A 24,781-nucleotide genomic window follows, 5' to 3' on the forward strand; every position below is an offset into this window, starting at 1 on the left:
GCGCCCGGGCCGACCGTGCGCGGGCTCGCACCCGGACACCCCACGGCCTTTTGGAAGCCGCGCCGGTCCGCGCGGTACCGTCGTCCGACGGCGTCACGCAACGCACCCGCCCCGGAGGGGACTTCGTGGGGATTGAGAGCGACCAGGTCGTTTACGAGTATCTGAGCCGCGTCGGCGACGTGGCCCAGCAACAGCAGCTGTCGTCGGCCACCCGTATGCGCCTGGTCGCCGGCCTGCGCGACGAGATCGACCGGCGGCGCGCCAAGGCCACCGTCGACTCGCCCGCCGCCGTCCGCCGCATCCTGACCCGCCTGGGCAGCCCCGACGAGGTCGTGGCCGCCGCGGCGGACGGGCGTCAGCCGCAGGGCGCCGCCCCCGCCGCCGTGCCCGCGCAGCCCGACCGCGAACCGCAGGGGCGGGAGCGGCCCAAGGGGATGGCGCGGCGCGTCGTGCCGCGTCCCCGTCCGGCGCGGCCCGCCGAGCAGGCGCGGCCCGCGCACGCCGACGGCCCGGCCCCGCCCCACCTGGCCACCGGGCACGAGCTGGGCGACAGCGCGGTCCAGCCGGACTGGTGGCGGGTCGACAGCAGCCCCTTCGGCGTGGGCGACGAGGTGCCGGGCTTCGTGGGCGGGGTGGAACTGCCGGACCTGCTCAAGCCGCCGCCGCAGCGGAAGGCGGAGCCGGAGACGAGGGAACCGGCCCCCGCCGTCGAGGCGGCCGAGCCGGTGGAGGCCGTGAAGGGGGGCCGTCGCCGTCTGGCGGGCCTGCCCGCCGCCGGGAGCTGGAGCAACCCGCTGCTGCTGGCCGCCGCCGCCCTCCTCGTCGCGGGTGCCGTCCTCGGCAACTGGTTCGTGCTCCTCCTCGGCTGGCTCATCGCCTACGCCTCCCGCCGCCTGAGCCCGGCCGAGACGAAATGGGCGGTGGTGATCCTGCCGGGCACGGCCGTCATGGCGGGCCTGGTGTGGCTCTGGGGCAGGACGGACGGCCGCTGGGGCGACCCGATCGCCGAGGGCGCGATGAACGACGCGGTGGCGCAGACCTGGCCCTGGGTGGTCCGGGGCGCGGCGGTGACGTCGGCGCTGTTCCTGGTGTGGCGTTCACAGCGCGGCCGCTAGCTCCCCGCGGGCGCGCGTCTGCCGTGCGCACCCGCTGGGCACAATGGCCCATATGGCATTCACCGTCGGTTTCGACCTGGACATGACCCTCATCGACTCCCGCCCCGGCATCCGGGCCTGCTACCAGGCGCTGTCCGAGCGGACGGGGACGTACATCGACGCCGACCTGGCGGTCACCCGGCTCGGGCCGCCGCTGGCCGAGGAGCTGGTCAACTGGTTCCCGGCCGAGGAGGTCGAGGCCGTGGCGGACGTGTACCGGGAGATGTACCCGACGATCGCCATCGCGGCGACCCCGGCCCTGGCGGGCGCCCGGGAGGCCGTCGCGGCCGTACGGGAGGCCGGCGGGCGCGCGATCGTCGTCACCGCCAAGTACGAGCCCAACGCCAAGCTGCACCTCGCCCACCTGGGGCTGGAGCCCGACGCGGTCATCGGCGACCTGTGGGCCGAGCAGAAGGCCGAGGCCCTGCGCGAGCACGGCGCGTCCGTCTACGTCGGCGACCACGTCGGGGACGTGCGCGGGGCCCGCACGGCCGGCGCGCTCTCCGTCGCCGTGGCCACCGGCCCCTGCTCCCCGGAGGAACTGCGCGCGGCGGGCGCGGACGTGGTCCTCACCGGGCTGGGCGAATTCCCCGGGTGGCTTTCGGACTACCTCCCCGCGCGCGCCTGACGCCGGCCGGCCGAGACGGAACGCAGCACCCCCACGCCGGCCATCAGGAAACCGACCGCCATGAGCATGCTCAATCCGAACATGTACGTCGGAAAGGGCGTCGTTCCGAGGAACAGCGGGGCGACCGTGACCAGTGTGGCCACGGCACCGATGAAGAAGACGACGGCTCCGGCACGGACCAGACGGTCACCGGGCGCGGCGGAATTCGTTTGGGTTTTGTCACGCACCCGACCAGGGTAGTTCCCAGCGCGAAGGAACAACCGGGTGACGTCTTGTCACCGGCTGCAAGAGCATTAGCCTTGGTACCGGCGGGTCGTACGACCCGCCCGAGTGCTATCAAGAGCCGTTTCAGAAGCAGTTTTCCGACGAGTACGAGGACGAGGACAGACGTGCCTACCGGCAAGGTCAAGTGGTTCAACAGCGAGAAGGGCTTCGGCTTTCTCTCCCGCGACGACGGCGGTGACGTCTTCGTCCATTCCTCGGTCCTCCCCGCCGGAGTCGAGACGCTCAAGCCGGGACAGCGCGTGGAGTTCGGGGTCGTGGCCGGACAGCGCGGCGACCAGGCGCTGTCCCTGACGATCCTGGACCCGACCCCGTCCGTCGCGGCGGCGACCCGCAAGAAGCCCGACGAGCTGGCCTCGATCGTCCAGGACCTGACGACGCTCCTGGAGAACATCACGCCGATGCTGGAGCGCGGCCGCTACCCCGAGAAGACCGCCGGCAAGAAGATCGCGGGCCTGCTGCGCGCGGTCGCCGACCAGCTGGACGTCTGAGCCTCGCGTCAGGGGAACCGCAGCGCGTCCGGGCCGAGGGGCGGGACGAGCCCCTCGGCCGCCGCGCGCGTCAGCAGCCCGCGTACGGCGGCGTAGCCGTCCTCGCCGAGGTCGGCGGTGAACTCGTTGACGTACAGCCCGATGTGCTGGTCGGCCACGGCCGGGTCCATCTCCTGGGCGTGCTCCATCACGTACGGCCGGGACGCCTCCGGGTCGTCCCAGGCCGCCCGCACGGACGCCCGGACCGCGTCGGCGAGCAGCCGCAGCGTCTCCTCGCCCAGCGACCGCTTGGCGATGATCGCGCCGAGCGGGATCGGCAGGCCGGTGGTGTGCTCCCAGTGCTCGCCCATGTCGGCGAGCTTGTGCAGGCCGTAGGTGCGGTAGGTGAAGCGGGCCTCGTGGATGACGAGCCCCGCGTCGACCCTCCCGTCGCGCACGGCCGGCATGATCTCGTGGAACGGCATGACGACGATCTCGCCGACCCCGCCGTCCAGCGTGTCCGCGGCCCACAGCCGGAACAGCAGGTACGCGGTCGACTTCTCGCTGGGCACGGCGACGGTCCGCCCGGTGAGGTCGGTACCGGCCTCCCGCGTCAGCACCAGCGGCCCGCAGCCCCGCCCCAGCGCGCCGCCGCAGGGCAGCAGGGCGTACTCGTCGAGGACGTAGGGCAGCACCGCGTACGACACCTTCAGCACGTCCGACTCGCCGCGCTCGGCCATGCCGTTGGTGATGTCGATGTCGGCGAAGGTCACGTCCAGCGCGGGGGCGCCGGGCACGCGGCCGTGGGCCAGGGCGTCGAAGACGAACGTGTCGTTCGGGCAGGGGGAGTACGCGATCTGCAGCTGTTCAGCGGTCATGCCGGTTCCAACCCTCCAGTACGGGCGCGAGCTTCCCGAAGCCCTCGGTCAGGGCCGCCAGCGCGTCGGGGATGCGCCAGGCGTCCCGGTCCCTGGGGCCGACCGGATTGGACACCGCCCGGATCTCCAGCACGGGCACGCCCTGCGCGGCGGCGGCCTCGGCGACCCCGAACCCCTCCATGGCCTCGGCGAGGGCGGTGGGGTGCCGCTCACGGAGGGCGGCGGCCCGGGCGGCCGTCCCGGTCACGGTGGACACGGTGAGCACGGCACCGGCCCGGGCCCCGGTGGCCTCGGCGACCCGCCGCACCAGCTCGCCCGGCGGCTCGTGCCGGACGGTCCCGAACCCCAGCTCGGTGACCGGCAGGAACCCGTCCTCGGTCTCCGCCCCCAGATCGGCCGCGACGACCTCGTCGGCGACGACCAGCGACCCCACGGGCGCCTCGGGCTGGAACCCGCCCCCGATCCCGGCGGACACGACGAGGCCGTAGGGCCTGCCCCGGAGGGCGGCGGCGGTGAGGGCGGCGGCGGTGGAGGCGGCGGCGAGCGCGGGCCCCACACCGGCGGCGATCACATCGCCGTCGCCGTCGCCGACACCGGCGGCCGCACGGCCGAGGCCCGCCGCCACCGCGTCCCTCTCCACGGGAACCGCGGTGGCGACCAGCACCCGGCCAGGCCCGGCGGCAGCGATCAGGCGTCCTTCTTGAGCTTGAAGTTCCAGAGGCCCGACGGCTCCTTGTCGCCCTCCTTGATGGAGACCAGCGTCGAGTTGCCCTGCGCGCCGTACTGGGCGTTGAAGAACACGCTGCCCGGAATGGTGCGGTACGTCTTCTTGCTGGCGTCGGTCAGCGGCTGACCGTTCATCAGGATCGTCCAGCCCTTGTCGGCGATCTCCGGGTCGACGCCGAAGCGGACGGTCTCGTCCGGGTCGACGGAGATGCTCTTGATGCCCTTGTCCTTCAGGCACTGCGTGAGGTCGGACTGCTTCAGCGCGTCGCCCTCACCACCACAGGTGGCCTCGGTGTTCACCGAGTCGCTGCCCACGGTCACCGTGGCCATCGGCGTCGGCTTGTCACAGGCCGACAGGACGAGCAGTCCGGCGGATACGACACCGGCGACGGCGACGGCGCGGCGGCGTCGCACAGCGGATTGCAACGTGTTCATGGCGGAAGGCTATCGGGCGGGCCGGGCGGAGCTCCCACGCGGGGTGTGACGTGACCGCGCGGTTACGCCACACGCGCCCGTCCCGAGCCCCCGCGCCTGGCCGAGCCGACCAGCCCCCGCACGGTCGTCAGCCACCCGGTGCCGACGATCGCCGCCCCCACCGCGAGCCCGAGCGTGCCGTTGAGCGGCATGGCGATGCCGACCGCCCCGCCCAGCACCCAGGACATCTGCAGCAGCGTCTCGGAGCGGGCGAAGGCCGAGGTCCGGACCAGTTCGGGCACGTCCCGCTGGATCAGCGCGTCCAGGGAGAGCTTGGCCAGGGCCTGCGCGAAGCCGGCGATCGCGGCCAGGCCGGCGACCAGGACCGCGCCGAAGAACACCGCGGCCGTGAGCGCCGCGCCCAGCACGCACGCCACGACCGTCACAATGATGATCTCCGGCGCCCGGGAGCGCAGCCACGCCCCGACCGCCGTGCCGAGCGCGTTGCCCACGCCCGCGGAGACTCCCACTATCCCCAGGGACACGGCGGCGCTCTGGCCGGAGATCGGGTGCTCGCGCAGCAGGAAGGCGAGGAAGAAGATCAGGAAGCCGGTGAGGCAGCGGATGGCGGCGTTGGCGCCCAGGGCGTGGGTGACGGCCGGGCCGACGGTGCGCAGTCCGGGGCGCTTGACCGGTTTGCGGTGCGGTCCGTGCAGGTGCTGTTCGTCCGCCGCCAGCAGCGCCCGGTCCTCGCCCTTGGCGGAGTCGACCTTCGGCGGCAGCGTGAACGACAGGACCGTCCCGGCGACGAAGATCAAAAAGGCCCCGTAGAGCGGCCAGCGCGGTCCGATCTGCTGGAGCCCGGCGCCGATGGGCGCGGCGATGCCGGTGGCCAGGAGCCCGCCGAGCGTGACGCGCGAGTTGGCCTTCACCAGGGAGAAGCGGGGTGGCAGCAGCCGGGGCACGACCGCGCTTCGGACCACGCCGTACGCCTTCGACGCGACGAGCACGCCGAGCGCGGCCGGGTAGAGCTGGATGCTGCCGCTGACGACCGCGCCGGACAGGATCAGCGCGAGCAGCGCCCGGGCCAGCATCGCCCCGGCCATCGCCGCCCGGCGGCCGTGCGGGATGCGGTCGAGGAGCGGGCCGATGACCGGCGCGAGGAGCGTGAAGGGCGCCATGGTGATGGCGAGGTACAGCGCGACGCGCCCGCGGGCCTCGTCGGTCGGGACGGAGAAGAAGACGGTCGAGGCGAGGGCGACGGTGATCATGACGTCGCCGGCGCCGTTCACACCGTGCAGCTCGATCAGCTTGCCGAGGCCGGACTCGCCGGCGCCGTGCGCGTGGGTGGCCTTGCGGATGCCGCGCGCCGTGCCCGTCACCGGGAAGTGCAGGGCACGGCCGACGGCGCGGAGGGGGCCGCCCACACGGCCCGGTCCGCTCGGTCGGCTGTTTCCTCCCTTGACCCCTTTCGACCCACCGGTCCCGGTGGCGCCCTGGGGCGTCTTCGCGGCTGCCACGACGTCATAGTGCCCCGAGAACGCTGTGGGTAGTGCCATTACCGCTTGTATAGGGCCTGTGGGGTGACTGTCCGGGTTGTCGCTCATGGAACCGGTCGGTGTACGCGAAGTGGGGCGGAAGGGTAGCGTGCGTATCTCAGCCATCCCGCAGAATGGATGAAGGACGTCGACGCGGTCCCCTGGTCCGCTCCGTCCCGCCTTGGCGCTGGGAGTGGCGCACTCGAGACGGCGTATGGAGAGAAGCGATACCTGTGAGCGCAGCGACAACGCGAAGCCGCACCCCCGACCGTCTGTGCGCCGAGGCCGTCGACCTCGCGCGTGCCGCAGCCGAGGAGGCCGCCGCGCCCGGGATCGTCGGTGAGCACGTGGGCCTGGTCTCCGAGGGCGACCGCGTTGTCACGCACTTCTTCGAATGCCGGGAACTCGGATACCGGGGCTGGCGCTGGGCCGTGACGGTCGCCCGGGCCTCCCGCGCCAAGGTCGTCACGGTGGACGAGGCGGTGCTGCTGCCCGGCCCGGACGCGGTGCTCGCGCCGGAGTGGGTGCCGTGGAGCGAGCGGCTGCGCCCCGGCGACATGGGTCCCGGCGACCTGCTGCCCACGGACGCCGACGACCTGCGCCTGGAGCCCGGCTACTCGGGCGAGGACGAGCCGGCGCCCAACTCGCCCGTCTCCCACGAGATGGCCGACCTGGTGGAGGCCGAGGACGCCGACGTCACCGAGGGCCCCCCGTCCCGCCTGCCGGTCACGCCGTCCCGCGGCTCCATCGCGGCGGTCGCCGAGGAACTGGGCATGCGCCGGGCCCGCGTCCTGTCCCGCTACGGCCTGCACACCGCGGCCGACCGCTGGGAGGAGGCCTTCGGCCCCAAGACGCCCATGGCCCAGTCCGCCCCCGCGGCCTGTGTCAGCTGCGGCTTCCTCGTGCCCATCGGCGGCTCCCTGGGGCAGGCCTTCGGCGTCTGCGCCAACGAGTTCTCCCCGGCCGACGGCCGCGTGGTCTCCCTGGGCTACGGCTGCGGCGGCCACTCCGAGGCCGCCGTCATGCCGCGTCCCCCGCAGCCGGCCCCGCCGGTCGTCGACGAGACCCGGGTGGACCCCTTCCCGCTGCGCCCGGCCTCGGACTCGGGGTCCGTGCCGGAAACGGAGGACGAGTCGGCGGCGGACCTCGGTCACTCCTGACGCTCGGCCGCGGCCGTCCCGGCCGCGTCATGGCTGTGGTGGTCGTTCCGGGGGGCGCCGTGCGGCCGTGCTCGCCGCAGGGGGGTTCGTCTGGTCCCGACGGGGCCGGAGGATCCGTCTGCGCCGGTGTCCGGCCTCGGACTCGGACTCGGGGTTCGTGCCGGTCGCGGGCCTGGGGCACCCCTGACGCTCGGCCGCGGCCGCCCCGGTCGGTGGGGGCATGGCTGTGGTCGTCGTTCCGGTGGGCGCCGTGCGGCCGTGCTCGCCGCAAGGGGTTTCGTCCGGTGGTTGAACGGGACCGGCGGAGCCGTTCCCGCTGCGTCCGGCCTCGCCTGGGCGCGGAGGTCGGGCGCTCCTGGTACCTGGTCCGGGGGCCCCGCCGGGTCGCGGTACCTTCAACCTCACGGCCCCCGCCGCCGATGAGGAGAGTCAACGTGAGCAAGTTCGTGCGCCCGGCCGCCGAAGGTGCCGACCCGTTCGGTACGGCACGACTGCGGCGCGGAGTCCTGGACGCCTGGGCCACCAGCCCGGCCCGGTTCCGCGAGGACGCCAACGCCGAGGAGGACCTGGCCCTCGGCGGCTACCGGGACCGGCTCGTCGTCGAGCTCGCCCAGAACGCCGCCGACGCGGCGGCCCGGGCCGGATCGCCGGGACGGCTGCGGCTCACGCTGCGCGACGGGGTGCTGGTCGCCGCCAACACCGGCGCCCCGCTGGACGCGGCCGGCGTCGAGTCGCTGTCCACGCTGCGCGCGTCCGCCAAACGGGACACGCCCTCGATCGGCCGGTTCGGCGTCGGGTTCGCCGCCGTGCTGTCCGTGACCGACGAGCCCGCCGTCGTCGGACGGCACGGCGGGGTCCGCTGGTCCCTCGCCGAGGCCCGGGATCTCGCCTCCGACACCGCCCGGCACAGCCCCGGGCTCGGCGACGAGATCCGGCGGCGGGACGGGCACGTGCCCCTGCTGCGGCTGCCGTTCGCCGCGGAGGGCACCGCCCCCGACCCGTACGACACCGCCGTCATCCTGCCGCTGCGGGACGCGGCCGCCGCCGACCTCGCCGAGCGGCTGCTGCGGGCCGTGGACGACGCGCTGTTGCTGACCCTCCCCGGCCTGGAGGAAGTCGTCGTCGAGATCGGCGGAGAGGAGCCGCGCACCCTCGGCCGCCGCACCGACGGCCCCTTCACCGTGGTCGACGACTCCGCCGGCGGCGTCACCCACTGGCGCACCGCCGCCGCCCACGGCACCCTCACCCCCGAGCTGCTCGCCGACCGGCCCGTCGAGGAACGGCTGCGGCCGCACTGGTCCGTCACCTGGGCCGTCCCCGTCGACCGCGACGGCGGCCCGGTCCGGCCGCGCACCACCCCGGTCGTGCACGCCCCGACCCCCAGTGACGAGCCGCTGGGCGTGCCCGCCCTGCTCATCGCCTCGTTCCCGCTGGACTCCACCCGCCGCCACGCCGCCCCCGGCCCGCTGACCGACTTCCTCGTCCAGCGCGCGGCCGACGCGTACGCCGGACTCCTCGGTGAATGGCGCCCGGTGACCACCGGGATCGTCGACCTCGTGCCCGGGCCGCTCGGCAAGGGCGAACTGGACGGCGCCCTGCGCCAGGCCATCCTGGAGCGGCTGCCGCGCACGTCCTTCCTGCCGCCCGCCGTCCCGCCCCGGGACGGTGACGACCTGCCGGAATCCCTGCGGCCGCGGGACGCCGAACTCGTCGAGGGCGCCGGAGCCGACACCGTGCGGGTCCTCGCCGAGGTGCTGCCCACCCTGCTGCCCGCCGGACTGGAACGCCGCCCGGAGCTGCGGACCCTGGCGGTCGCCCGGGTTCCGCTCACCGACGCGATCGACCGGCTGGCCGGCCTGGAGAAGGACCCGGGCTGGTGGCGGCGGCTCTACGACAGCCTGGCCGGGGTCGATCCGGACCGGCTTTCGGGACTGCCGGTGCCGCTGGCTGGGGGCACCTCCCAGGCTTTCGGCACTGGGGGAGGCCGGACGACCATCGGGCCCCGGCAGGTGCTCCTGCCCGGCGCGGACGGCGCCCGGATCGACCCGGAGGTGATGGCCCGGCTCGGTCTGAAGGTCGCCCACCCGGACGCCGCCCACCCGATCCTGGAGAAGCTGGGCGCGCTGCCCGCGACCCCGCGGGCCGTCCTCACCACCCCGCAGGTGCGGGCCGCCGTCGCCGCGTCGCTCGACGACGAGGGCGGGGTGAACTGGGAGGAGGACACCCTCGACGCCGAGGAACTGGCCGACACCGTCCTCGCCCTGGTGCGGGACGCCGGCCTGGAGCCCGGCGACGAGCCCTGGCTCGGCGCGCTCGCCCTGCCCGACGAGGACGGCGAACCGGCCCCGGCCTGCGAACTGGTCTTCCCCGGCGGTCCCTTCGCCCAGGTCATGCGCGAGGGCGAACTGGCCGCCGTGGACGCGGACCTGGCCGCGAAGTGGGGCGAGCAGCCGCTGGCCGCCTGCGGGGTGCTGGTGGACTTCGCGCTCGTCCGCGCCACCGACGTCGTCCTCGACCCGGACGAACTGGAGCCCCGCGAGGGCGACTTCGCCGAGCCCGACGACGCGGGCCTGCTGGACGCCGTCGACGTGTGGTGCGAGGACGTCCTGGACCGCTTCCCGGACAGCCCCGTGCCGCCGGTCGCGACCGAGATCGTCGCCGTGCGGGACCTGGACCTCGTGGACGAGGACAAGTGGGCGCAGGCGCTGGCGCTGCTGTCCCGGCCGCCGTTCCGGGACGCGATCGTGCAGCCCGTGCGGATCCTGCTGCACGACGGCACGCACGAGGCCGTCCGCCCGTACACGGCCTGGTGGCTGCGCGGGAACCCGGTGCTGGACGGCCGCCGCCCCGCGGGCCTGCGCGCCGCCGGCGGCGACCCGCTGCTGCGCGGCCTCTACGACGAGGCCGACGCCACCGGCTTCGAGGACGAGCAGGTCTTGCGTGCGCTCGGTGTGCGCACCTCGGTCGCCGCGCTGCTGGACGAGCCCGGCGGCGCCGCCGAGCTGCTCGACCGGCTCGCCGACCCCGAGCGCGAGGTGACGGACGCTCAGCTGCACGCCCTGTACGGGGCGCTGGCCGAGCTGGACCCGGAGCGGGTGACGCTGCCGGACGAGCTGCGGGCCGTCGTCGACGGGCGGGTGGAGGTCGTGGACGCGGCCGACGCCGTGGTGTGCGACTCGCCCGACCTGCTGCCGTTCACCGAGGGCGTCCCGCTGCTCCCCGTACGGCCGTCCCGCGCCGCCGACCTGGCCGAACTGTTCCAGGTGCGGCGGCTGAGCGAGTCGGTCACCGGGCGGGTCGACTCCGAGGGCGCCGAGCACGAGGTGCCCGAGCCGGTGCGGGTGCTGCTCGGTCCGCGCACCCCGGCCTCCTACGTGGAGCACGACGAACTCGTCGTGGACGGTGTGGAGATCGACTGGCGCCTCACCGACGACGGCGTCCTGCACGCCGCGACCCTGGAGGGCGTCGCCGCGGGGCTGGCCTGGGCGGCGGGGCAGTGGCCGCGGCGGTTCGAGGTGGCGGCGCTGCTGGAGGACCCGTCCCGTACGCGGGAGTTGGCGCGGGACCGGTGGTTCGACTGAGGCGCTGACCGGGTGCGGCCGGGCGGGGGCGGCGTTCACCCGGCCGGTGAAAAGTCCCGCACAAATTTTTCACCCGTCGTACAACCAAGCGACCTCCTCACGAATCTGATCATGTGAGTCAACAGACTCCACGATCACTTGGGCCCCGAGAGCCGACGACGAGCACCGGGGTCCCTCTCCACCTGGAGAACGCATGCGTATCCGAGCCACCGTGGCCGCCGTCACCGGCGCCCTGGCCCTTTCCGCCCTCGCCGTGCCGGCCGCGCAGGCCGCCGAGCCGAAGGTCCCCGCGGACATCGCCGCCGCCAGTGAGGTCATCCACGCCGACTCCGGCCGGTCGGCCTTCGCCGCCGCCGAGAACGGCCTGCCGTACGCCCTGAACGCGACCTTCTCCTCGGTCAAGGTCAACAACGGCAAGAACATCGCCGTGGGCACCACCAACGTGGTCAAGGTCCCCGTGTCCTTCACGCTGACCCACGGCAAGGAAGTGAACATCCACGCCGCGGACTTCTTCGCGGGTGTCGAGCTGTACCGCGGCGCCTCGTTCGAGGAGTCGATCTTCTACTTCGACAGCAACGACGCGACCTGCACGGACTCCTCCGCGACCGTCGCCAACTGCAAGGCCACCGTCCAGATCGACCCGTTCGCGCTGCTGAACGAGGACGCCGGCTCCTGGAAGGCGGCGGCGTTCGCGGTCGCGTTCAACGGCGAGGACCCGGAGGACCCGAACATGGACAACGTCGGTGTCGCGGTGAAGGACCCGACGAACTCCTTCAAGGTCCAGCGCTACTCGAAGCTGACGGTCAACGCCTCGCCCGAGCCGGTGAAGAAGGGCAAGACCATCACCGTCACCGGCAAGCTGTCCCGCGCCAACTGGGACGACAACAAGTACCACGGCTACACCAACCAGTCGGTGAAGCTGCAGTTCCGCAAGAAGGGCAGCAACACCTACACCACGCTGAAGACCGTCAAGTCGAACAGCACCGGTGAGCTGAAGACCACCGTCAAGGCGTCGACCGACGGTTACTACCGCTGGTCCTTCGCCGGCACGACCACGACCCCGGCGGTCAACGCCGCGGGTGACTTCGTCGACGTGAAGTAAGCCGGACCCGCGACGGTCCGGCTAGGCCGGGAAGCGGCGGTCCACCCACCTCCAGGTGAGTTCCAGGGTGGCCGCCGCCACGACCGAGATGCCGACCGCGGTCCACGGCATGGTCATCCCGACCAGCTTCAGCGCGAAGAAGTCCTGGAGCCACGGCACCACCAGCACCAGCAGGAACGCCCCGCCCATCGCGGCGACCAGGGCGATCCGCCACCAGGTGTACGGGCGGGCGATGATCGCCAGCACCCACATCGAGATGAGGAACAGGGTCAGCGTCGCCACGCTGGTCTCCGCGTCCAGCGCGCCCGCGCCCCGGTAGTGCTCCCGGGCGACCAGGTACGTCGCGAAGGTCGCCACCGCCGCCACGACCCCGCCCGGGATCGCGTACCGCATGACCCGCCGTACGAAGTGGGGCTTCGCGCGCTCCTTGTTCGGCGCCAGCGCCAGGAAGAACGCCGGGACGCCGATGGTCAGCGTCGACAGCAGGGTCAGGTGGCGCGGCAGGAACGGGTACTCGACCTGCGAGCAGACCACCAGCACGGCCAGCAGCACCGAGTAGACCGTCTTGACGAGGAACAGGGTCGCGACCCGGGTGATGTTCCCGATGACCCGGCGGCCCTCCGCCACCACCGACGGCAGGGTGGCGAAGCTGTTGTTCAGCAGCACGATCTGCGCGACCGCCCGGGTCGCCTCCGAGCCGGAGCCCATCGCCACGCCGATGTCGGCGTCCTTCAGGGCCAGGACGTCGTTCACCCCGTCACCGGTCATCGCGACGGTGTGCCCGCGCGACTGCAGCGCGCCCACCATGGTCCGCTTCTGCTGCGGGGTGACCCGCCCGAACACCGTGCCGTCGTCCAGGGCGTCCGCCATGCCGTCCGGGTCGGCGGGGAGCCCGCGGGCGTCCACGGTGGTCCCGGACAGGCCGAGCTTGGCGGCGACCGCGCCGACCGACACCGCGTTGTCCCCGGAGATGACCTTGGCCCGGACGTTCTGGTCGGCGAAGTAGCGCAGCGTGTCGGCGGCGTCCGGGCGCAGCCGCTGCTCCAGCACGACCAGGGCGGTGGGCCGCGCGTCCTCGGCCACCTCGGGATCGTCCAGGTCCCGCTCGACCCGGGCGAGCAGCAGCACGCGCAGGCCCTGCTCGTTCAGCCGGCCGGTCTCGGCCAGGGCCGGATCGTCCTCCGGCAGCAGCACGTCCGGCGCGCCCAGCAGCCACGTACCGCTCCGCCCGTCGTCCTCGCGGAACGCGGCGCCGCTGTACTTGCGGGCCGAGGAGAAGGGCAGTGCCCGCGTGACGCGCCAGTCCGGCACGGCCGGGCAGGTGTCGATGATCGCCTGCAGCGAGGCGTTCGGCCGCGGGTCCGACGCGCCGAGCGCGCCGAGCACCTTGCGTACGTACGTCTCGTCGGCGCCCTGCAGCGGCCTGAGCTCGGTGACGTCCATGCCGCCCTCGGTGAGGGTGCCGGTCTTGTCCAGGCAGACGGTGTCGACCCGGGCCAGGCCCTCGATCGCGGGCAGCTCCTGCACCAGGCACTGCTTGCGCCCCAGCCGGATCACGCCGATGGCGAAGGCGACCGAGGTGAGCAGGACCAGGCCCTCGGGGACCATCGGGACGATGCCGCCGACCGTGCGGGCGACGGAGTCGTCGAAGGCGTTCTCCTTCACGACCAGCTGGCTGATGATCAGGCCGATCGCGGTCGGGACCATCATCCACGTGACGTACTTGAGGATCGTGGAGATGCCCGAGCGCAGCTCCGAGTGGACGAGGGTGAACCGGGAGGCCTCCTCGGCGAGCTGCGCCGCGTACGCCTCGCGGCCGACCTTCGTGGCCTGGAAGGCGCCGCCGCCCGCGACCACGAAGCTGCCGGACATCACCTGGTCGCCGGGCCGCTTGACGACCGGGTCGGCCTCGCCGGTGAGCAGTGACTCGTCGATCTCCAGCCCGTCGGTCTCGACGCAGACACCGTCGACGACGACCTTGTCCCCGGGACCGATCTCGATCAGGTCGTCCAGCACGATCTCGGACGTGCTGACCTGCGCGGCGGCCCCGTCCCGGCGCACGGTCGGGCGCACCTCGCCGATCAGCGCGAGCGAGTCCAGCGTCTTCTTCGCCCGCCACTCCTGGACGATGCCGATGCCGGTGTTGGCGAGGATCACGAAACCGAACAGGCTGTCCTGGATCGGCGCGACCACCAGCATGATCAGCCACAGCACGCCGATGATCGCGTTGAAGCGGGTGAAGACGTTCGCCCGGATGATGTCGACGGTGGACCGGCTGCTGCGCACCGGTACGTCGTTGACCTGACCGCGTTCCACCCGTTCGGCGACCTGAGCACTGGTCAGGCCCGTCTCGCGTGGGGTGACCGTCGCCGGAGGCGCGGAGTCGGGCCGGGCACCCGCGTCGAGATGCGTCATGCATTCGACGGTACGTGCGGATTTGCCGCTTCACCCGCTGAACGGAGCGAAGATCCGACCTGGGAAGGACGGACTTCGTGCCGTGGTCGTACGGCAGTTGTACGCCGTGGTACCTCGGTGCCCGGCTGCGTCAGCCGGCCCGGCGGGCGGTGCAGAGCAGGTACTCCCAGTCCAGGACCGTCCCGCCCGAACCCGTCCCGAGGTCGGCGCCGCGGGCGAGGTCCGTCAGCTCGCGGTCCAGGGCGGCGGCCCGTTCGGGCGCGCCGGCGAGGTTCTTGTAGACGCTGATGGTCGGGCCGTAGCGCTCCTTGAAGTAGTCGCGGAACATCTCCGGCGTCGTGAAGCGCTCGACGCGGACGGTCCGGCGCTCGGCGCGCAGGTCCGTGACGCGGTCGCCGAGGAGGGCGCGCACGTGGTCCTCCTCGCCCCACAGCGGGGGCGGCTGGGCGCCCGGCGGGGGCGGGGGCGCATACGGCTTCATGATGGCGAACATCCGTCCGATGAACCCCTGGGGCGTCCAGCTCAGCAGCCCGATGGTGCCGCCCGGGCGGCAGACCCGGAGGAGTTCGTCGGCGGCCCGCTGGTGGTGCGGGGCGAACATGACGCCCACGCAGGAGAGCACGGCGTCGAACTCCGCGTCGCCGAACGGCAGGGCCTCGGCGTCGGCCTCCTGCCAGGTGAGCCGGACCCCCTGCCGTTCGGCCGCGCGCCGGCCGGCCTCGAACAGCTCGGGCGTGAGGTCGGAGGCGACGATGTCGGCGCCGGCCAGGGCCGCCGGGATCGCGGCGTTGCCGGAGCCGGCGGCGACGTCCAGCACGCGTTGGCCCGGGCCCACGCCGCACGCCTCGACCAGGGCCGTTCCCAGGCCGGAGATGATCTCGGCGGCCAGGGACGGGTAGTCGCCCTGGGCCCACATCGCGCGGTGCTTGGTCTTCAGGGCGCGGTCGGCCTCGGCCGTGTCGTTCTGCGTCGTCATGGCTGCGCTCCTCACCGGTCGGGCGGCGGTGCTGCGCGGGGGGCTGCGACACGTCTCGCCGCCTTCTTCGAGCGTAGGGAGGGGGCGGGGTCGTGTCTCGCCGGGTGGTGGGGTGTGGTGGCTGTTGGGTGGGGTGCGCTTGCCTGGGCCTGGGCCTGGGGGTGGGGGTGGGGGTGCGCGTCTTTCGCCTGACGGTGGGGGGTGGGTCGGGGCCGCGCCGGGGGGTGTCCGTCCTCGGAACGGCGCGATGGGGTTGGACGCCGACTGACTGTCCGTTGACGCGCCAACCGCTGCGGGCGGACACCCCCCGGCACGGCCCCTTGCGCCGTCCGGCGGGTGCGGGACCTACTGCGCGGTGGGGGCCTCCTGGGCGGCCGCCCGCTTCAGTGCCGCGTCGCGGCGGCGGACGTACCAGATGCCGATGAGGCCCAGTCCGCCGCCGGCCAGGCAGGTCCACACCCACCAGGTCTGCCCGCGGTCGTCGAACCAGCCGTAGAAGGGGAGCTGGACGAGGAAGAGGACGAACCACAGGATCGTGCCGCCGGTGATGGTGGCGACCACGGGGCCCTCCAGGGGCTCCGGCGCCTCGTGTCGGGGGGTCCACTTCGCCATGGGGACAGCTTACGAGGCGATCAGGTCTACGCGCGGAGATGGCCGAGTGGGGCGTTATATGTTCATACTGAAACGGTTTGTGTCTGACCACTTCTCTTCGTAGGAACCGCCAAACACATGTCCTCCTCGGCTCCCGCCAAGGTCCCCGCCCCTGAACAGCCGGGAGCCGGGCCCACGAACGCACTCGACCGCTTCTTCCGCGTCTCCGAGCGGGGCAGCACCGTGCCCCGCGAGGTCCGGGGCGGTCTCGCCACCTTCTTCGCGATGGCCTACATCATCGTGCTGAACCCGATCATCCTCGGCAGCGCGAAGGACATGTACGGTCACCAGCTGGACAACGGGCAGCTGGTCACCGCGACGGCCCTCACCGCGGCGCTCACCACGCTCCTCATGGGCGTGATCGGCAACGTCCCGATCGCGCTGGCCGCCGGCCTGGGGGTCAACTCGGTCGTCGCCCTCCAGCTCGCGCCGCGCATGTCCTGGCCGGACGCGATGGGCATGGTGGTGCTGGCCGGTTTCGTGGTGATGCTGCTGGTCGCCACGGGGCTGCGGGAGCGCGTGATGAACGCCGTGCCCTACGGGCTGCGCAAGGCGATCGCCATCGGTATCGGCCTGTTCATCATGCTGATCGGACTGGTCGACGCCGGGTTCGTCTCCCGGATCCCCGACGCCGCCCGGACCACCGTCCCGCTCCAGCTCGGCGGCGCCGGGCACCTGAACGGCTGGCCCGTGCTGGTCTTCGTCCTGGGTGTGCTGCTGACGCTGGCGCTGATCGTGCGCAGGGTGTCCGGCGCGATCCTGATCTCGATCGTCGCCATGACGGTCGTCGCGGTGGTCATCGACGCGGTGGCGAAGGTGCCGAGCTGGGGTCTGACCACGCCCGAGTGGCCGGGCAATCCGGTCGCCACCCCGGACTTCGGGCTGGTGGGGCAGGTCAGCCTGTTCGGCGGCTTCGGCAAGGTCGGTGTGCTGACCGGGGTGCTGTTCGTCTTCACCGTGCTGCTGTCGTGCTTCTTCGACGCGATGGGCACCATCATGGGTGTCTCCGACGAGGCGAAGCTGACCGACGGCGAGGGGCAGATGCCCGGCATCAACAAGGTGCTGTTCGTGGACGGCCTCGCGGTCGCCGCGGGCGGTGCCAGCTCCTCCTCGGCGACCACGGCGTTCGTGGAGTCCACGGCGGGTGTCGGTGAGGGTGCCCGGACGGGTCTGGCGAACGTGGTCACCGGCGGTCTCTTCGCCGTGGCGCTCTTCCTGACCCCGGTCGCCACGATGGTGCCGTCCCAGGCGGCCACCCCGGCGCTGGTCGCGGTCGGCTTCCTGATCCTGGCCGGTTCCGTGAAGGAGATCGACTGGGCGGACTACACGATCGCCGTGCCGGCCTTCGTGACGATGCTGATGATGCCGTTCACCTACTCGATCACCAACGGCATCGGCATGGGCTTCATCACCTTCGTGGTGCTGCGGCTGGCGGCCGGGCGGGGCCGGGAGGTGCCGCCCGCGATGTACGCGGTGGCGGCGGTCTTCGCGTTCTACTACCTGATGCCGGCGCTGGGTCTGACCTGATCCCCGTCCTCGGAGCCGGACGGGCCGTAGAACCGCTCCGTCTCCTCGACGGCGGCCTGGAACCGTTGGTCGAAGTCATCTCGAATGAGCGTCCGGACGACGTAGTCCTGGACGCTCATTCCTCTTTTCGCGGCATGGCCGCGGAGCCGTTCGAGCAGGTCGTGGTCTATTCGCAGGCTGAACACGCTGGTCCCCATGACCATGAGGGTCGCGGCACCGTTCGGTGCGGTGTGTCCGGTTCCCCTGCGGGATCACCCATATGAGTGATGTCTCGGACCAGTGGCGGGTGTCACGGACGTTCGGCGTGTTCCCGGTGGTCTTTAGCGAGAGTAATGAGTTACGCTAAAGAACATGCCGGACCTCAGCCATGGCGACGACGCAGCCGCCGTGAACTCCCTCCGATCCGCCGTGATGCGGCTGTCCCGTCGGCTCAAGCACCAGCGGGTCGACGAGTCCCTCAGCCCCACCGAGATGTCGGTGCTCGGCACCCTGTCCCTGTGCGGCCGGGCCACCCCCGGCGAGCTCGCCCGCAAGGAACACGTCCAGCCGCCGTCGATGACCCGCATCGTGGCGCTGCTGGAGGCCAAGGGCCTGGTCCGTCTGGAGCCGCACCCCGAGGACCGGCGCCAGAAGGTCGTGACGCGCACCGAGCAGGCCGAGGCCATGCTCGAGGAGAGCCGCCGCAAGCGGAACGCGTTCCTGTCCTCCCTGGTGGAGAACCTCGACGAGGACGAGTGGGCGAAACTGCGCGCCGCCGCCCCCGTGCTGGAGAAGCTCGCGCACCTGTAAGCCGTACGTAGCAAGGAGGCGAACCCTTTTGAGTTCGGGACCCGGAACAGCTTCCGCCCCCGCACCTGAATCCCACGACTCCCCGCCCGCCCGCAAGTCCTCGATGTTCTCCTCCCTGAAGGTGCGCAACTACCGCCTGTTCTTCCTGGGGCAGGTCGTCTCCAACATCGGCACCTGGATGCAGCGCATCGCCCAGGACTGGCTGGTGCTCAGCCTCACCGGCTCCTCCGCCGCCGTCGGCATCACCACCGCCCTGCAGTTCCTGCCGATGCTCCTCTTCGGCCTGTACGGCGGTGTCCTCGTCGACCGGCTGCGCAAGCGGCCCACGCTGCTCGTGACGCAGTCGGCGATGGCCCTCACGGCGATCGCCCTGGCCGTCCTCACCCTCAGCGGACACGTCCAGGTGTGGCACGTGTACGTCGCCGCCTTCGCGGTCGGCCTGGCCACCGTCGTCGACAACCCGGCCCGCCAGTCCTTCGTCTCCGAGCTCGTCGGGCCCGGCCAGCTGCAGAACGCGGTCAGCCTGAACTCGGCGAACTTCCAGTCGGCCCGCCTGGTCGGCCCCGCCGTCGCGGGCCTGCTGATCACCGGCGTCGGCACCGGCTACGCCTTCCTCTTCAACGGCCTGTCCTTCATCGCGCCGCTCACCGGCCTGCTGCTGATGCGCGCCCGCGAGCTGCACGCCGTCGAGCGCGCCCCGCGGGGCAAGGGACAGCTGCGCGAGGGCGTCCGCTACGTCACCGGCCGGCCGGAGCTGATCTGGCCGATCGTCCTGGTCGGCTTGGTCGGCACGTTCGCCTTCAACTTCCCCGTGTACCTCTCGGCGTTCGCGGACGACGTCTTCCACGCGGGCGCCGGCGCCTACAGCATGTTCAACACGCTGATGGCGGTCGGTTCGGTGGCGGGCGCGCTGCTCGCCGCGCGGCGCGGGACGGCCCGGCTGCGGCTGCTGATCGTGGCGGCGCTGGCCTTCGGCGCGTTGGAGATCCTGGCCGCGGCCACCCCCGCCCTGTGGATGTTCGCCCTGCTCATGGTGCCGCTGGGCCTGTTCGGCATGACGGTCAACGTCACGACGAACACCAGCATCCAGATGTCCACGGACCCGGCCATGCGCGGCCGGGTCATGGCCCTCTACATGATGGTCTTCCTCGGCGGCTCCCCGGTCGGCGCCCCGATCGTCGGCTGGGTCACCGACACCTACGGCGCCCGGGTCGGCCTCGCGGCCGGCGGCGCGGTGGCGGTGGCGGCGGCGGCCGTGATCGGCCTGGTCCTGGCCCGCGTGGGCAACCTCCGCCTGTCGGTCGGCTGGCACCGCGGGCACCCCCGGGTGCGGTTCGTGCCGCGGGAGCGGACGGAGGAGCTGGCTCCGGCGGCGTGACGGGGCCGTCCCTCGCCGTCCTGCACCGGGCGGCCCGTGAATGCCGCCGCAGGTGCGAGGCAGGCCCCGGACCTGTGAGGGCGGGTGCGGGCAGACTGGCGGCATGAGACTCTTCGCCGCCGTACTGCCCCCCGACGCGGTGTGCCGTGAGCTGCGGGCCGTGGTCGACGAACTGCGCGGGCTGCCCGGGGCGGACGGCCTGCGGTGGACCGGGCGGCCCGGGTGGCACTTCACGCTCGCCTTCTACGGCGAGGTCGACGACGCGCTCGTGCCGGAGCTGTCGGCCCGGCTGGCGCGGGCCGCGCACCGGACCGCCCCCTTCCCGCTGGCCGTGCGGGGCGGCGGGCAGTTCGGGCACGGCAGGGCGCTGTGGGCCGGGGCCGAGGGCGACCTGGCGACGCTGCGGCTGCTCGCCGAGCGGGCGGAGGCGGCGGCGCGCAAGGCGGGCGTGCCGATGGGGGAGCACCGGCGGTACCAGGCCCACCTGACCGTGGCCCGCAGCCGGGAGGCGCGGGACACGCGGCCGTACCTGGACGCGCTCGCGGGGTTCACCGGCCGGACCTGGACCGTCGAGGAGCTGGTGCTGGTGCGGAGCAACCTGCCGACGTCCGGTGTCCCCGGCGAGCAGCCCCGGTACGAGGCGGTCGGGCGCTGGGCGCTCGGGAGTGCCGGTTAGGCTCGGATCCGTGGACCCGAAAACCCGCAACCGGATCATGGCCGGTGTGCTCGTGCTGATGTTCCTCGTCGTCGCCCTGGCTTCCGTACTGGGCCGGTAGGGGGGCGGCGGGGCCGGTCGCGTCCGCACGCCCGGCCGGCCCCGCGCCCCTCACGGGGTGTTCACCAGGCGAAGGCCTCCGGGCTCGGACCCGGGCCGGGGAAGATCTCGTCCAGGCCGGCCAGGAGCTCCTCGGACAGCTCCAGCTCGGTCGCGCGGACCGCGGACGCCAGCTGCTCGGCGGTGCGCGGGCCGACGATCGGGCCGGTCACGCCGGGGCGGGTGAGCAGCCAGGCCAGGGCGGCCTCGCCGGGCTCGACGCCGTGCTTGTCGAGCAGGTCCTCGTAGGACTGGATCCGGGCACGGGTGGCGGGGTCGGCGAGCGCGTCGGCCGCGCGGCCGGAGGCGCGGCGCCTGCCCTCGACCTCCTTCTTGAGGACACCGCCGAGCAGACCGCCGTGCAGCGGCGACCACGGGATGACACCGAGCCCGTAGTCCCGCGCGGCCGGGACGACCTCCATCTCGGCGCGGCGCTCGGCCAGGTTGTACAGGCACTGCTCGCTGACCAGACCGATGGTCCCGCCGCGCCGGGCGGCGATCTCGTTGGCCTGGGCGATCTTGTACCCGGGGAAGTTGGACGATCCGGCGTAGAGGACCTTGCCCTGCTGGATCAGGACGTCGATCGCCTGCCAGATCTCCTCGAACGGGGTGTCCCGGTCGATGTGGTGGAACTGGTAGAGGTCGATGTATTCGGTCTGCAGCCGCTTCAGGCTGGCGTCGACGGCCCGGCGGATGTTGACGGCGGAGAGCTTGTCGTGGTTCGGCCAGGCGGGGCCGTCGGCGCCCATGTTGCCGTAGACCTTCGTGGCGAGGACGACCTTGTCGCGCCGGCCCCCGCCCTTGGCGAACCACGTGCCGATGATGCTTTCGGTGCGGCCCTTGTTCTCGCCCCAGCCGTACACGTTGGCGGTGTCGAAGAAGTTGATGCCCGCGTCCAGCGCCGCGTCCATGATGGCGTGGCTGTCGGCCTCGTCGGTCTGCGGGCCGAAGTTCATGGTGCCGAGGACGAGCCGGCTGACCTTGAGTCCCGTGCGTCCGAGCTGCGTGTACTCCATGCCGACCAAGCCAACGTGTTGGAGTGCGCTCCAGGCAAGCGGCCCTAGGCGGGCGGGCCTTCCTCCAGACCCTCCGCACGGCCGTACAGCGCCGGCTCGTTGACCTCCAGGTCGTTCACCAGGCGCAGGCAGGCGGTGATGCCGCGGCCCACCGGCTCGCCGGCCGCCTCGGCGTACTCGATCCGGAAGAACAGGCGCGCCGCGCCGCCGACGGTGCCGATCTCGGTGGCGGCGCGCAGCATGAAGGCCAGAGCGTGGGCCTTGTCGCGGGGGAGGGTGACCGTGAGGGCGACGCGGCGGGGAGCGGACTTCGTCCGTGGCTCGTCGTGGAGCAGCGTCCAAAGGAGTTCCCTGGCCTCGCGCAGGAGGTCCTCGCCGGCGGGGGAGCGGTGGCAGGGGCCGATGAGGGGCCCGCCCCGGGCCGGCGGGTCCACCAGCAGGCCCTCGGCCTCCAGACGGGCCCGGGTCCAGGAGGCCAGCCGGGCGGCGCGGGCGTCGAGAGCGGCGTGGTCCGACTGCCCGGCCGCGCGCCGGGCCGGTTCCCCGGCGGTCGGGTGTGTCGCCATGCGGGGACCGTAGGGCGGGGAGGGAAGGGGACGGGGGCGGGCGGTGGGCAAACCCCACGTGGGGGTGAACCTCCGCCACGCGTCCCCGGGCCGCGAGACGACAGGAGCAGCGCACATGCCGGAACGGCCGGACTCCGTCTGCTGAGGAGCACCCTCGGCGACTCCCTGCTCGGGGTGTACCTGCACGGCTCGGCCACGCTGGGCGGCCTGCGCCCGCACAGTGACGTGGACGTGCTGGCCGTCGTGCGCGAGTCGGCGAGCCACCGGCAACGCCGGGTGCTGGTCGAGGAGTTGCTCAGGGTCTCCGGCGTCGGGCCGGGGCTGCGGCCCGTCGAGCTCACCCTCGTCGTGCAGGGCGACGTACGGCCCTGGCGGTACCCGCCCGTCTGCGACTTCCTGTACGGGGAGTGGCTGAGGGGGGACTTCGAGCGGGGCGTGACGCCCGGGCGCGGACCCGGCCCCGATCTGGCCCCGGTCCTGACGACGGTGCTGCTGGCCGGCGCCCCGCTGTACGGGCCCCGGCCCGCCGAGCTGCTCGACCCGGTGCCGGCCGCCGATCTGCGGCGGGCGATCGTCGCCGGGGTGCCCGAGCTGCTGGGCGAGCTGGCGACGGACACGCGCAACGTCCTGCTCACCCTGGCCCGCGTGTGGAACACCCTCGTCACGGGAGGCATCCGGTCCAAGCAGGCCGCCGCCGAGTGGGCCCTGCGGCGGCTGCCCGGCGCGCACCGGCCCGTCCTCGCCCGCGCCCGGGCCGTCCACCTCGGGGACGAGGAGGAGCGGTGGGACGGCCTGGACGTCACGGCCTGCGCCGAGTACCTGGTCCGGGTGATCGCCGAGCGTCAGCCCTCGTAGGGCTCGCCCAGGTCCCAGCCCTGGTACATCGCCTCGGCGAAGGCCGCCGCGATCTTGTGTTCGCCGCTCGCGTTGGGGTGGGTTCCGTCGTAGGTGTCGGCGGCGACGTCGTAGGCGGGCGGGGTCGAGGCCAGGAGGACGGGGGAGGCCGGCTCGTCGAGGTCGGCGGCCGTCTTGGCGAGGAGCTCGTTGAAGCGGGCGACCTCGCCGGCGAAGGCCTCGTCCGTCTGGGCCCGGACGTTCGGCGTCACCGGCAGCCACACCATCCGCACCCGCCGGTTCGCCGCCCGCGCCGCGGCCGTGAACGCCCGGACGTTGTCGGCGGTCTGCTCCGCGTTCGTGTAGAAGCCCAGGTCGATCAGGCCCAGGGAGACCAGCAGGACGTCCGCCCGGCAGGAGCGCACCGCGTCACCGATCAGCGGCGCCATGTGCTGCCAGCCCTCGCCCCAGCCGGCCAGGTGCGCCCGGGGGAAGTCCGGTTCGGCGTAGGCGTACGACGTCGGGGCCTCGGCGAGCTTGTCGTAGAGCGTCTCGCGGGGGCCGACGAGGGTGAAGGGGCCGCCGTGGGAACGGCACAGGTGCTGCCACATCCGGTAGCGCCACGTGTGTTCGCCCGCGCTGCCGATCGTCATGGAGTCACCGACGGGCATGAACCTGAGCATCCGCTCATCATGGACGATCAGCGCGCCGGACGGGGTGTGAGTCGGGCCACGCGCCCTCCCCGGCCCCGGCGAGGAGGGCGGTCCGAGGGGAACCGCCTGATGAACCGCCCGGCGGGATGGCACGCTTGGGGCATGCGCAGACCCTTCGCCCTCCTTGCCGCGGCCCTCCTCACGGGCGCCCTCGCCGTGCCGGCCGGCGCCGCCGACGGGGACGGGAAGTTCACGATCAGGGATCCGCGCATCACCGAGTCCAGCGGCCTGGCCGCCTCGCGCCTGCACCCCGGGATCTACTGGACGCACAACGACAGCGACGACGGGGCCTACCTCTACGCCGTCGACAGCAGGACGGGCGAGACGGTCGCGACGGTCACCATGACCGGCGTGGGCAGCCCGCGCGACGTCGAGGCCATCTCCGTCGGGCCGGACGACCAGCTCTGGGTCGGCGACATCGGCGACAACCTCGGCGGCACCTGGCCGCACGTCTGGCTCTACCGGCTGCCCGAGCCGAAGACCCTGCGCGACCAGAAGATCCGGGCCACGCAGTACGTCGTGAAGTACTCCGACGGGGCGCGGGACGCCGAGTCCCTCGTGGTGCACCCGAAGACCGGCCGCGTCTACATCATCGACAAGAACGACAAGGGCGGGCACCTGTACGAAGGGCCCGCCGACCTCTCCGCGGGCGGCACGAACGTGTTCCGGCCCGTCGCGGCCGTCCCCGACCTGGAGGCCACCGACGCGACGCTCTCCCCCGACGGCGAACACCTCGTCGTGCGCAGTTACTTCGGGGCGATCGCCTACGACTGGAACGGCGGGAGGATCAAGCGGAAGGAGCGGCTCGGCGTGCCGTTCCTCGGGCAGGGGGAGTCCGTCACCTACACGGCCGACGGGACCAGGCTGATGTACGGCGCGGAGGGCGCCGACAGTCCGGTGGAACCGCAGGACGCGCCAGGGGGAGGCGGCTCCGGCGGGCCGTCCGGGAACGGGGGTTCGGCATCCTCGGAGGGCGCCGGGGGCGAAGGGCTGAGCGGCGACCTCAAGACGGGGGCGATCGCCGCCGGTGTCGCGCTGGTCGTCGTGTTCGGCCTGCGCAGGCTGCGGCGGCGGGGCTGAGGACGGCGGGACGACCCGCGAGCACCGCACCCGGGCCGCGCGTCCGGCCGCGCGGCCCGGCCGGCACTCCGGCCGTTCCCGCCCTGCTC

The 24,781-nt window shown here is 73.1% G+C and carries 24 protein-coding genes; 12 read left to right on the top strand and 12 right to left on the bottom strand.

The features are described from left to right. The first annotated feature begins 125 nt into the window (after window positions 1-125). Together AC07DA_RS00835 and AC07DA_RS00840 are read left to right on the top strand one after the other, a co-directional pair. Window positions 126-1,115 carry a hypothetical protein gene (locus AC07DA_RS00835; protein WP_479123282.1) on the top strand — a complete coding sequence of 330 codons (990 nt, stop codon included), beginning with the start codon at window positions 126-128 and terminating at the stop codon, window positions 1,113-1,115. A 43-nt stretch (window positions 1,116-1,158) separates the two neighbouring features. After that, window positions 1,159-1,782, top strand: coding sequence for an HAD family hydrolase (locus tag AC07DA_RS00840; protein WP_479123284.1), 624 nt, complete (start codon window positions 1,159-1,161; stop codon window positions 1,780-1,782). Here AC07DA_RS00840 and AC07DA_RS00845 read toward each other — a convergent pair. Further along, entirely contained in the window at window positions 1,761-2,009 is a 249-nt protein-coding gene (locus AC07DA_RS00845; protein ID WP_479123285.1) for a hypothetical protein, read from the bottom strand. The two genes, AC07DA_RS00840 and AC07DA_RS00845, sit on opposite strands and share 22 nt — an antisense overlap. 162 nt (window positions 2,010-2,171) lie before the next feature. On the opposite strand from AC07DA_RS00845, the gene AC07DA_RS00850 reads away from it, so the two are divergent. After that, window positions 2,172-2,555, top strand: a complete 384-nt coding sequence (locus AC07DA_RS00850) for a cold-shock protein (RefSeq protein WP_010035896.1) — start codon at window positions 2,172-2,174, stop codon at window positions 2,553-2,555. Window positions 2,556-2,563: 8 nt separating this feature from the next. On the opposite strand, the gene AC07DA_RS00855 is transcribed toward AC07DA_RS00850, so the two are convergent. The 4 genes from AC07DA_RS00855 to AC07DA_RS00870 form a co-directional block, all read right to left on the bottom strand. Next, window positions 2,564-3,412 carry a 1,4-dihydroxy-6-naphthoate synthase gene (locus AC07DA_RS00855; protein WP_479123287.1) on the bottom strand — a complete coding sequence of 283 codons (849 nt, stop codon included), beginning with the start codon at window positions 3,410-3,412 and terminating at the stop codon, window positions 2,564-2,566. Then, entirely contained in the window at window positions 3,402-4,130 is a 729-nt protein-coding gene (locus AC07DA_RS00860; protein WP_479123856.1) for a futalosine hydrolase, read from the bottom strand. Before AC07DA_RS00860 ends, AC07DA_RS00855 begins: the two co-directional genes overlap by 11 nt. Continuing rightward, window positions 4,100-4,573, bottom strand: coding sequence for a DUF2771 domain-containing protein (locus AC07DA_RS00865; RefSeq protein WP_311681406.1), 474 nt, complete (start codon window positions 4,571-4,573; stop codon window positions 4,100-4,102). The genes AC07DA_RS00860 and AC07DA_RS00865 overlap by 31 nt, the downstream gene beginning before the upstream one ends. A gap of 62 nt (window positions 4,574-4,635) precedes the next feature. Next, the gene (locus AC07DA_RS00870) at window positions 4,636-6,072 is read right to left on the bottom strand and encodes an MFS transporter (protein ID WP_479123289.1); all 1,437 of its coding nucleotides are present in this window, start codon (window positions 6,070-6,072) and stop codon (window positions 4,636-4,638) included. A gap of 251 nt (window positions 6,073-6,323) precedes the next feature. Here AC07DA_RS00870 and AC07DA_RS00875 point away from each other — a divergent pair, with 251 nt between their 5' ends. The 3 genes from AC07DA_RS00875 to AC07DA_RS00885 all read left to right on the top strand — a co-directional run bounded on the left by AC07DA_RS00875 (window position 6,324) and on the right by AC07DA_RS00885 (window position 11,933). Next, a complete protein-coding gene (locus AC07DA_RS00875; protein ID WP_479123291.1) occupies window positions 6,324-7,250 on the top strand; it encodes a DUF3027 domain-containing protein in 927 nt (308 codons plus the stop codon). Window positions 7,251-7,684: 434 nt separating this feature from the next. Further along, entirely contained in the window at window positions 7,685-10,831 is a 3,147-nt protein-coding gene (locus AC07DA_RS00880; RefSeq protein ID WP_479123292.1) for a sacsin N-terminal ATP-binding-like domain-containing protein, read from the top strand. A gap of 193 nt (window positions 10,832-11,024) precedes the next feature. Next, a complete protein-coding gene (locus AC07DA_RS00885; RefSeq protein WP_479123294.1) occupies window positions 11,025-11,933 on the top strand; it encodes a hypothetical protein in 909 nt (302 codons plus the stop codon). Between the two features lie 21 nt (window positions 11,934-11,954). On the opposite strand, the gene AC07DA_RS00890 is transcribed toward AC07DA_RS00885, so the two are convergent. From AC07DA_RS00890 to AC07DA_RS00900, 3 genes are all read right to left on the bottom strand, one after another. Then, window positions 11,955-14,348: an HAD-IC family P-type ATPase gene (locus AC07DA_RS00890; protein WP_479123296.1), complete on the bottom strand. Its 2,394-nt coding sequence runs from the start codon at window positions 14,346-14,348 to the stop codon at window positions 11,955-11,957. A gap of 130 nt (window positions 14,349-14,478) precedes the next feature. Continuing rightward, window positions 14,479-15,324 (bottom strand): class I SAM-dependent methyltransferase, encoded by an 846-nt coding sequence (locus tag AC07DA_RS00895; protein WP_479123297.1) that lies wholly within the window; start codon window positions 15,322-15,324, stop codon window positions 14,479-14,481. A gap of 345 nt (window positions 15,325-15,669) precedes the next feature. After that, window positions 15,670-15,936: a DUF2530 domain-containing protein gene (locus AC07DA_RS00900; protein WP_479123298.1), complete on the bottom strand. Its 267-nt coding sequence runs from the start codon at window positions 15,934-15,936 to the stop codon at window positions 15,670-15,672. A gap of 117 nt (window positions 15,937-16,053) precedes the next feature. Here AC07DA_RS00900 and AC07DA_RS00905 point away from each other — a divergent pair, with 117 nt between their 5' ends. After that, window positions 16,054-17,502 (top strand): NCS2 family permease, encoded by a 1,449-nt coding sequence (locus AC07DA_RS00905; protein WP_479123299.1) that lies wholly within the window; start codon window positions 16,054-16,056, stop codon window positions 17,500-17,502. On the opposite strand, the gene AC07DA_RS00910 is transcribed toward AC07DA_RS00905, so the two are convergent. Continuing rightward, entirely contained in the window at window positions 17,472-17,699 is a 228-nt protein-coding gene (locus AC07DA_RS00910; RefSeq protein ID WP_479123301.1) for a ribbon-helix-helix protein, CopG family, read from the bottom strand. The two genes, AC07DA_RS00905 and AC07DA_RS00910, sit on opposite strands and share 31 nt — an antisense overlap. Window positions 17,700-17,853: 154 nt before the next feature. Between AC07DA_RS00910 and AC07DA_RS00915 the strand changes: the two genes are divergently transcribed. From AC07DA_RS00915 to thpR, 3 genes are all read left to right on the top strand, one after another. Then, a complete protein-coding gene (locus AC07DA_RS00915) occupies window positions 17,854-18,291 on the top strand; it encodes a MarR family winged helix-turn-helix transcriptional regulator (protein WP_479123303.1) in 438 nt (145 codons plus the stop codon). Window positions 18,292-18,319: 28 nt separating this feature from the next. Then, window positions 18,320-19,669, top strand: coding sequence for an MFS transporter (locus tag AC07DA_RS00920; RefSeq protein WP_479123304.1), 1,350 nt, complete (start codon window positions 18,320-18,322; stop codon window positions 19,667-19,669). 103 nt (window positions 19,670-19,772) lie between these two features. After that, window positions 19,773-20,345, top strand: a complete 573-nt coding sequence (gene thpR, locus AC07DA_RS00925; protein ID WP_479123306.1) for an RNA 2',3'-cyclic phosphodiesterase — start codon at window positions 19,773-19,775, stop codon at window positions 20,343-20,345. A gap of 161 nt (window positions 20,346-20,506) precedes the next feature. On the opposite strand, the gene AC07DA_RS00930 is transcribed toward thpR, so the two are convergent. Further along, entirely contained in the window at window positions 20,507-21,499 is a 993-nt protein-coding gene (locus tag AC07DA_RS00930; protein WP_479123308.1) for an aldo/keto reductase, read from the bottom strand. Window positions 21,500-21,543: 44 nt separating this feature from the next. Then, complete coding sequence (locus AC07DA_RS00935) at window positions 21,544-22,065, bottom strand: hypothetical protein (protein ID WP_479123309.1); 522 nt, start codon at window positions 22,063-22,065, stop codon at window positions 21,544-21,546. A gap of 138 nt (window positions 22,066-22,203) precedes the next feature. Between AC07DA_RS00935 and AC07DA_RS00940 the strand changes: the two genes are divergently transcribed. Then, window positions 22,204-22,920, top strand: coding sequence for an aminoglycoside adenylyltransferase family protein (locus tag AC07DA_RS00940; RefSeq protein ID WP_479123858.1), 717 nt, complete (start codon window positions 22,204-22,206; stop codon window positions 22,918-22,920). Here the strand turns inward: AC07DA_RS00940 and AC07DA_RS00945 are convergent. Continuing rightward, window positions 22,908-23,582, bottom strand: a complete 675-nt coding sequence (locus AC07DA_RS00945) for a GDSL-type esterase/lipase family protein (RefSeq protein WP_479123311.1) — start codon at window positions 23,580-23,582, stop codon at window positions 22,908-22,910. The two genes, AC07DA_RS00940 and AC07DA_RS00945, sit on opposite strands and share 13 nt — an antisense overlap. 132 nt (window positions 23,583-23,714) lie before the next feature. Here AC07DA_RS00945 and AC07DA_RS00950 point away from each other — a divergent pair, with 132 nt between their 5' ends. Next, complete coding sequence (locus AC07DA_RS00950) at window positions 23,715-24,692, top strand: WD40 repeat domain-containing protein (protein ID WP_479123313.1); 978 nt, start codon at window positions 23,715-23,717, stop codon at window positions 24,690-24,692. Window positions 24,693-24,781: the final 89 nt, after the last annotated feature.

It is taken from the genome of Streptomyces sp. NPDC044921 (assembly GCF_056432865.1).

Bases quoted from the DNA above. Each gene is read 5' to 3' on its own strand.
- AC07DA_RS00840 (WP_479123284.1), top strand. From the start codon at position 1,159: ATGGCCCATATGGCATTCACCGTCGGTTTCGACCTGGACATGACCCTC.
- AC07DA_RS00855 (WP_479123287.1), bottom strand. From the start codon at position 3,412: ATGACCGCTGAACAGCTGCAGATCGCGTACTCCCCCTGCCCGAACGAC.
- AC07DA_RS00865 (WP_311681406.1), bottom strand. From the start codon at position 4,573: ATGAACACGTTGCAATCCGCTGTGCGACGCCGCCGCGCCGTCGCCGTC.
- AC07DA_RS00885 (WP_479123294.1), top strand. From the start codon at position 11,025: ATGCGTATCCGAGCCACCGTGGCCGCCGTCACCGGCGCCCTGGCCCTT.
- AC07DA_RS00890 (WP_479123296.1), bottom strand. From the start codon at position 14,348: ATGACGCATCTCGACGCGGGTGCCCGGCCCGACTCCGCGCCTCCGGCG.
- AC07DA_RS00895 (WP_479123297.1), bottom strand. From the start codon at position 15,324: ATGACGACGCAGAACGACACGGCCGAGGCCGACCGCGCCCTGAAGACC.
- AC07DA_RS00900 (WP_479123298.1), bottom strand. From the start codon at position 15,936: ATGGCGAAGTGGACCCCCCGACACGAGGCGCCGGAGCCCCTGGAGGGC.
- AC07DA_RS00905 (WP_479123299.1), top strand. From the start codon at position 16,054: ATGTCCTCCTCGGCTCCCGCCAAGGTCCCCGCCCCTGAACAGCCGGGA.
- AC07DA_RS00910 (WP_479123301.1), bottom strand. From the start codon at position 17,699: ATGGGGACCAGCGTGTTCAGCCTGCGAATAGACCACGACCTGCTCGAA.
- AC07DA_RS00915 (WP_479123303.1), top strand. From the start codon at position 17,854: ATGCCGGACCTCAGCCATGGCGACGACGCAGCCGCCGTGAACTCCCTC.
- thpR (WP_479123306.1), top strand. From the start codon at position 19,773: ATGAGACTCTTCGCCGCCGTACTGCCCCCCGACGCGGTGTGCCGTGAG.
- AC07DA_RS00930 (WP_479123308.1), bottom strand. From the start codon at position 21,499: ATGGAGTACACGCAGCTCGGACGCACGGGACTCAAGGTCAGCCGGCTC.
- AC07DA_RS00935 (WP_479123309.1), bottom strand. From the start codon at position 22,065: ATGGCGACACACCCGACCGCCGGGGAACCGGCCCGGCGCGCGGCCGGG.
- AC07DA_RS00945 (WP_479123311.1), bottom strand. From the start codon at position 23,582: ATGCTCAGGTTCATGCCCGTCGGTGACTCCATGACGATCGGCAGCGCG.
- AC07DA_RS00950 (WP_479123313.1), top strand. From the start codon at position 23,715: ATGCGCAGACCCTTCGCCCTCCTTGCCGCGGCCCTCCTCACGGGCGCC.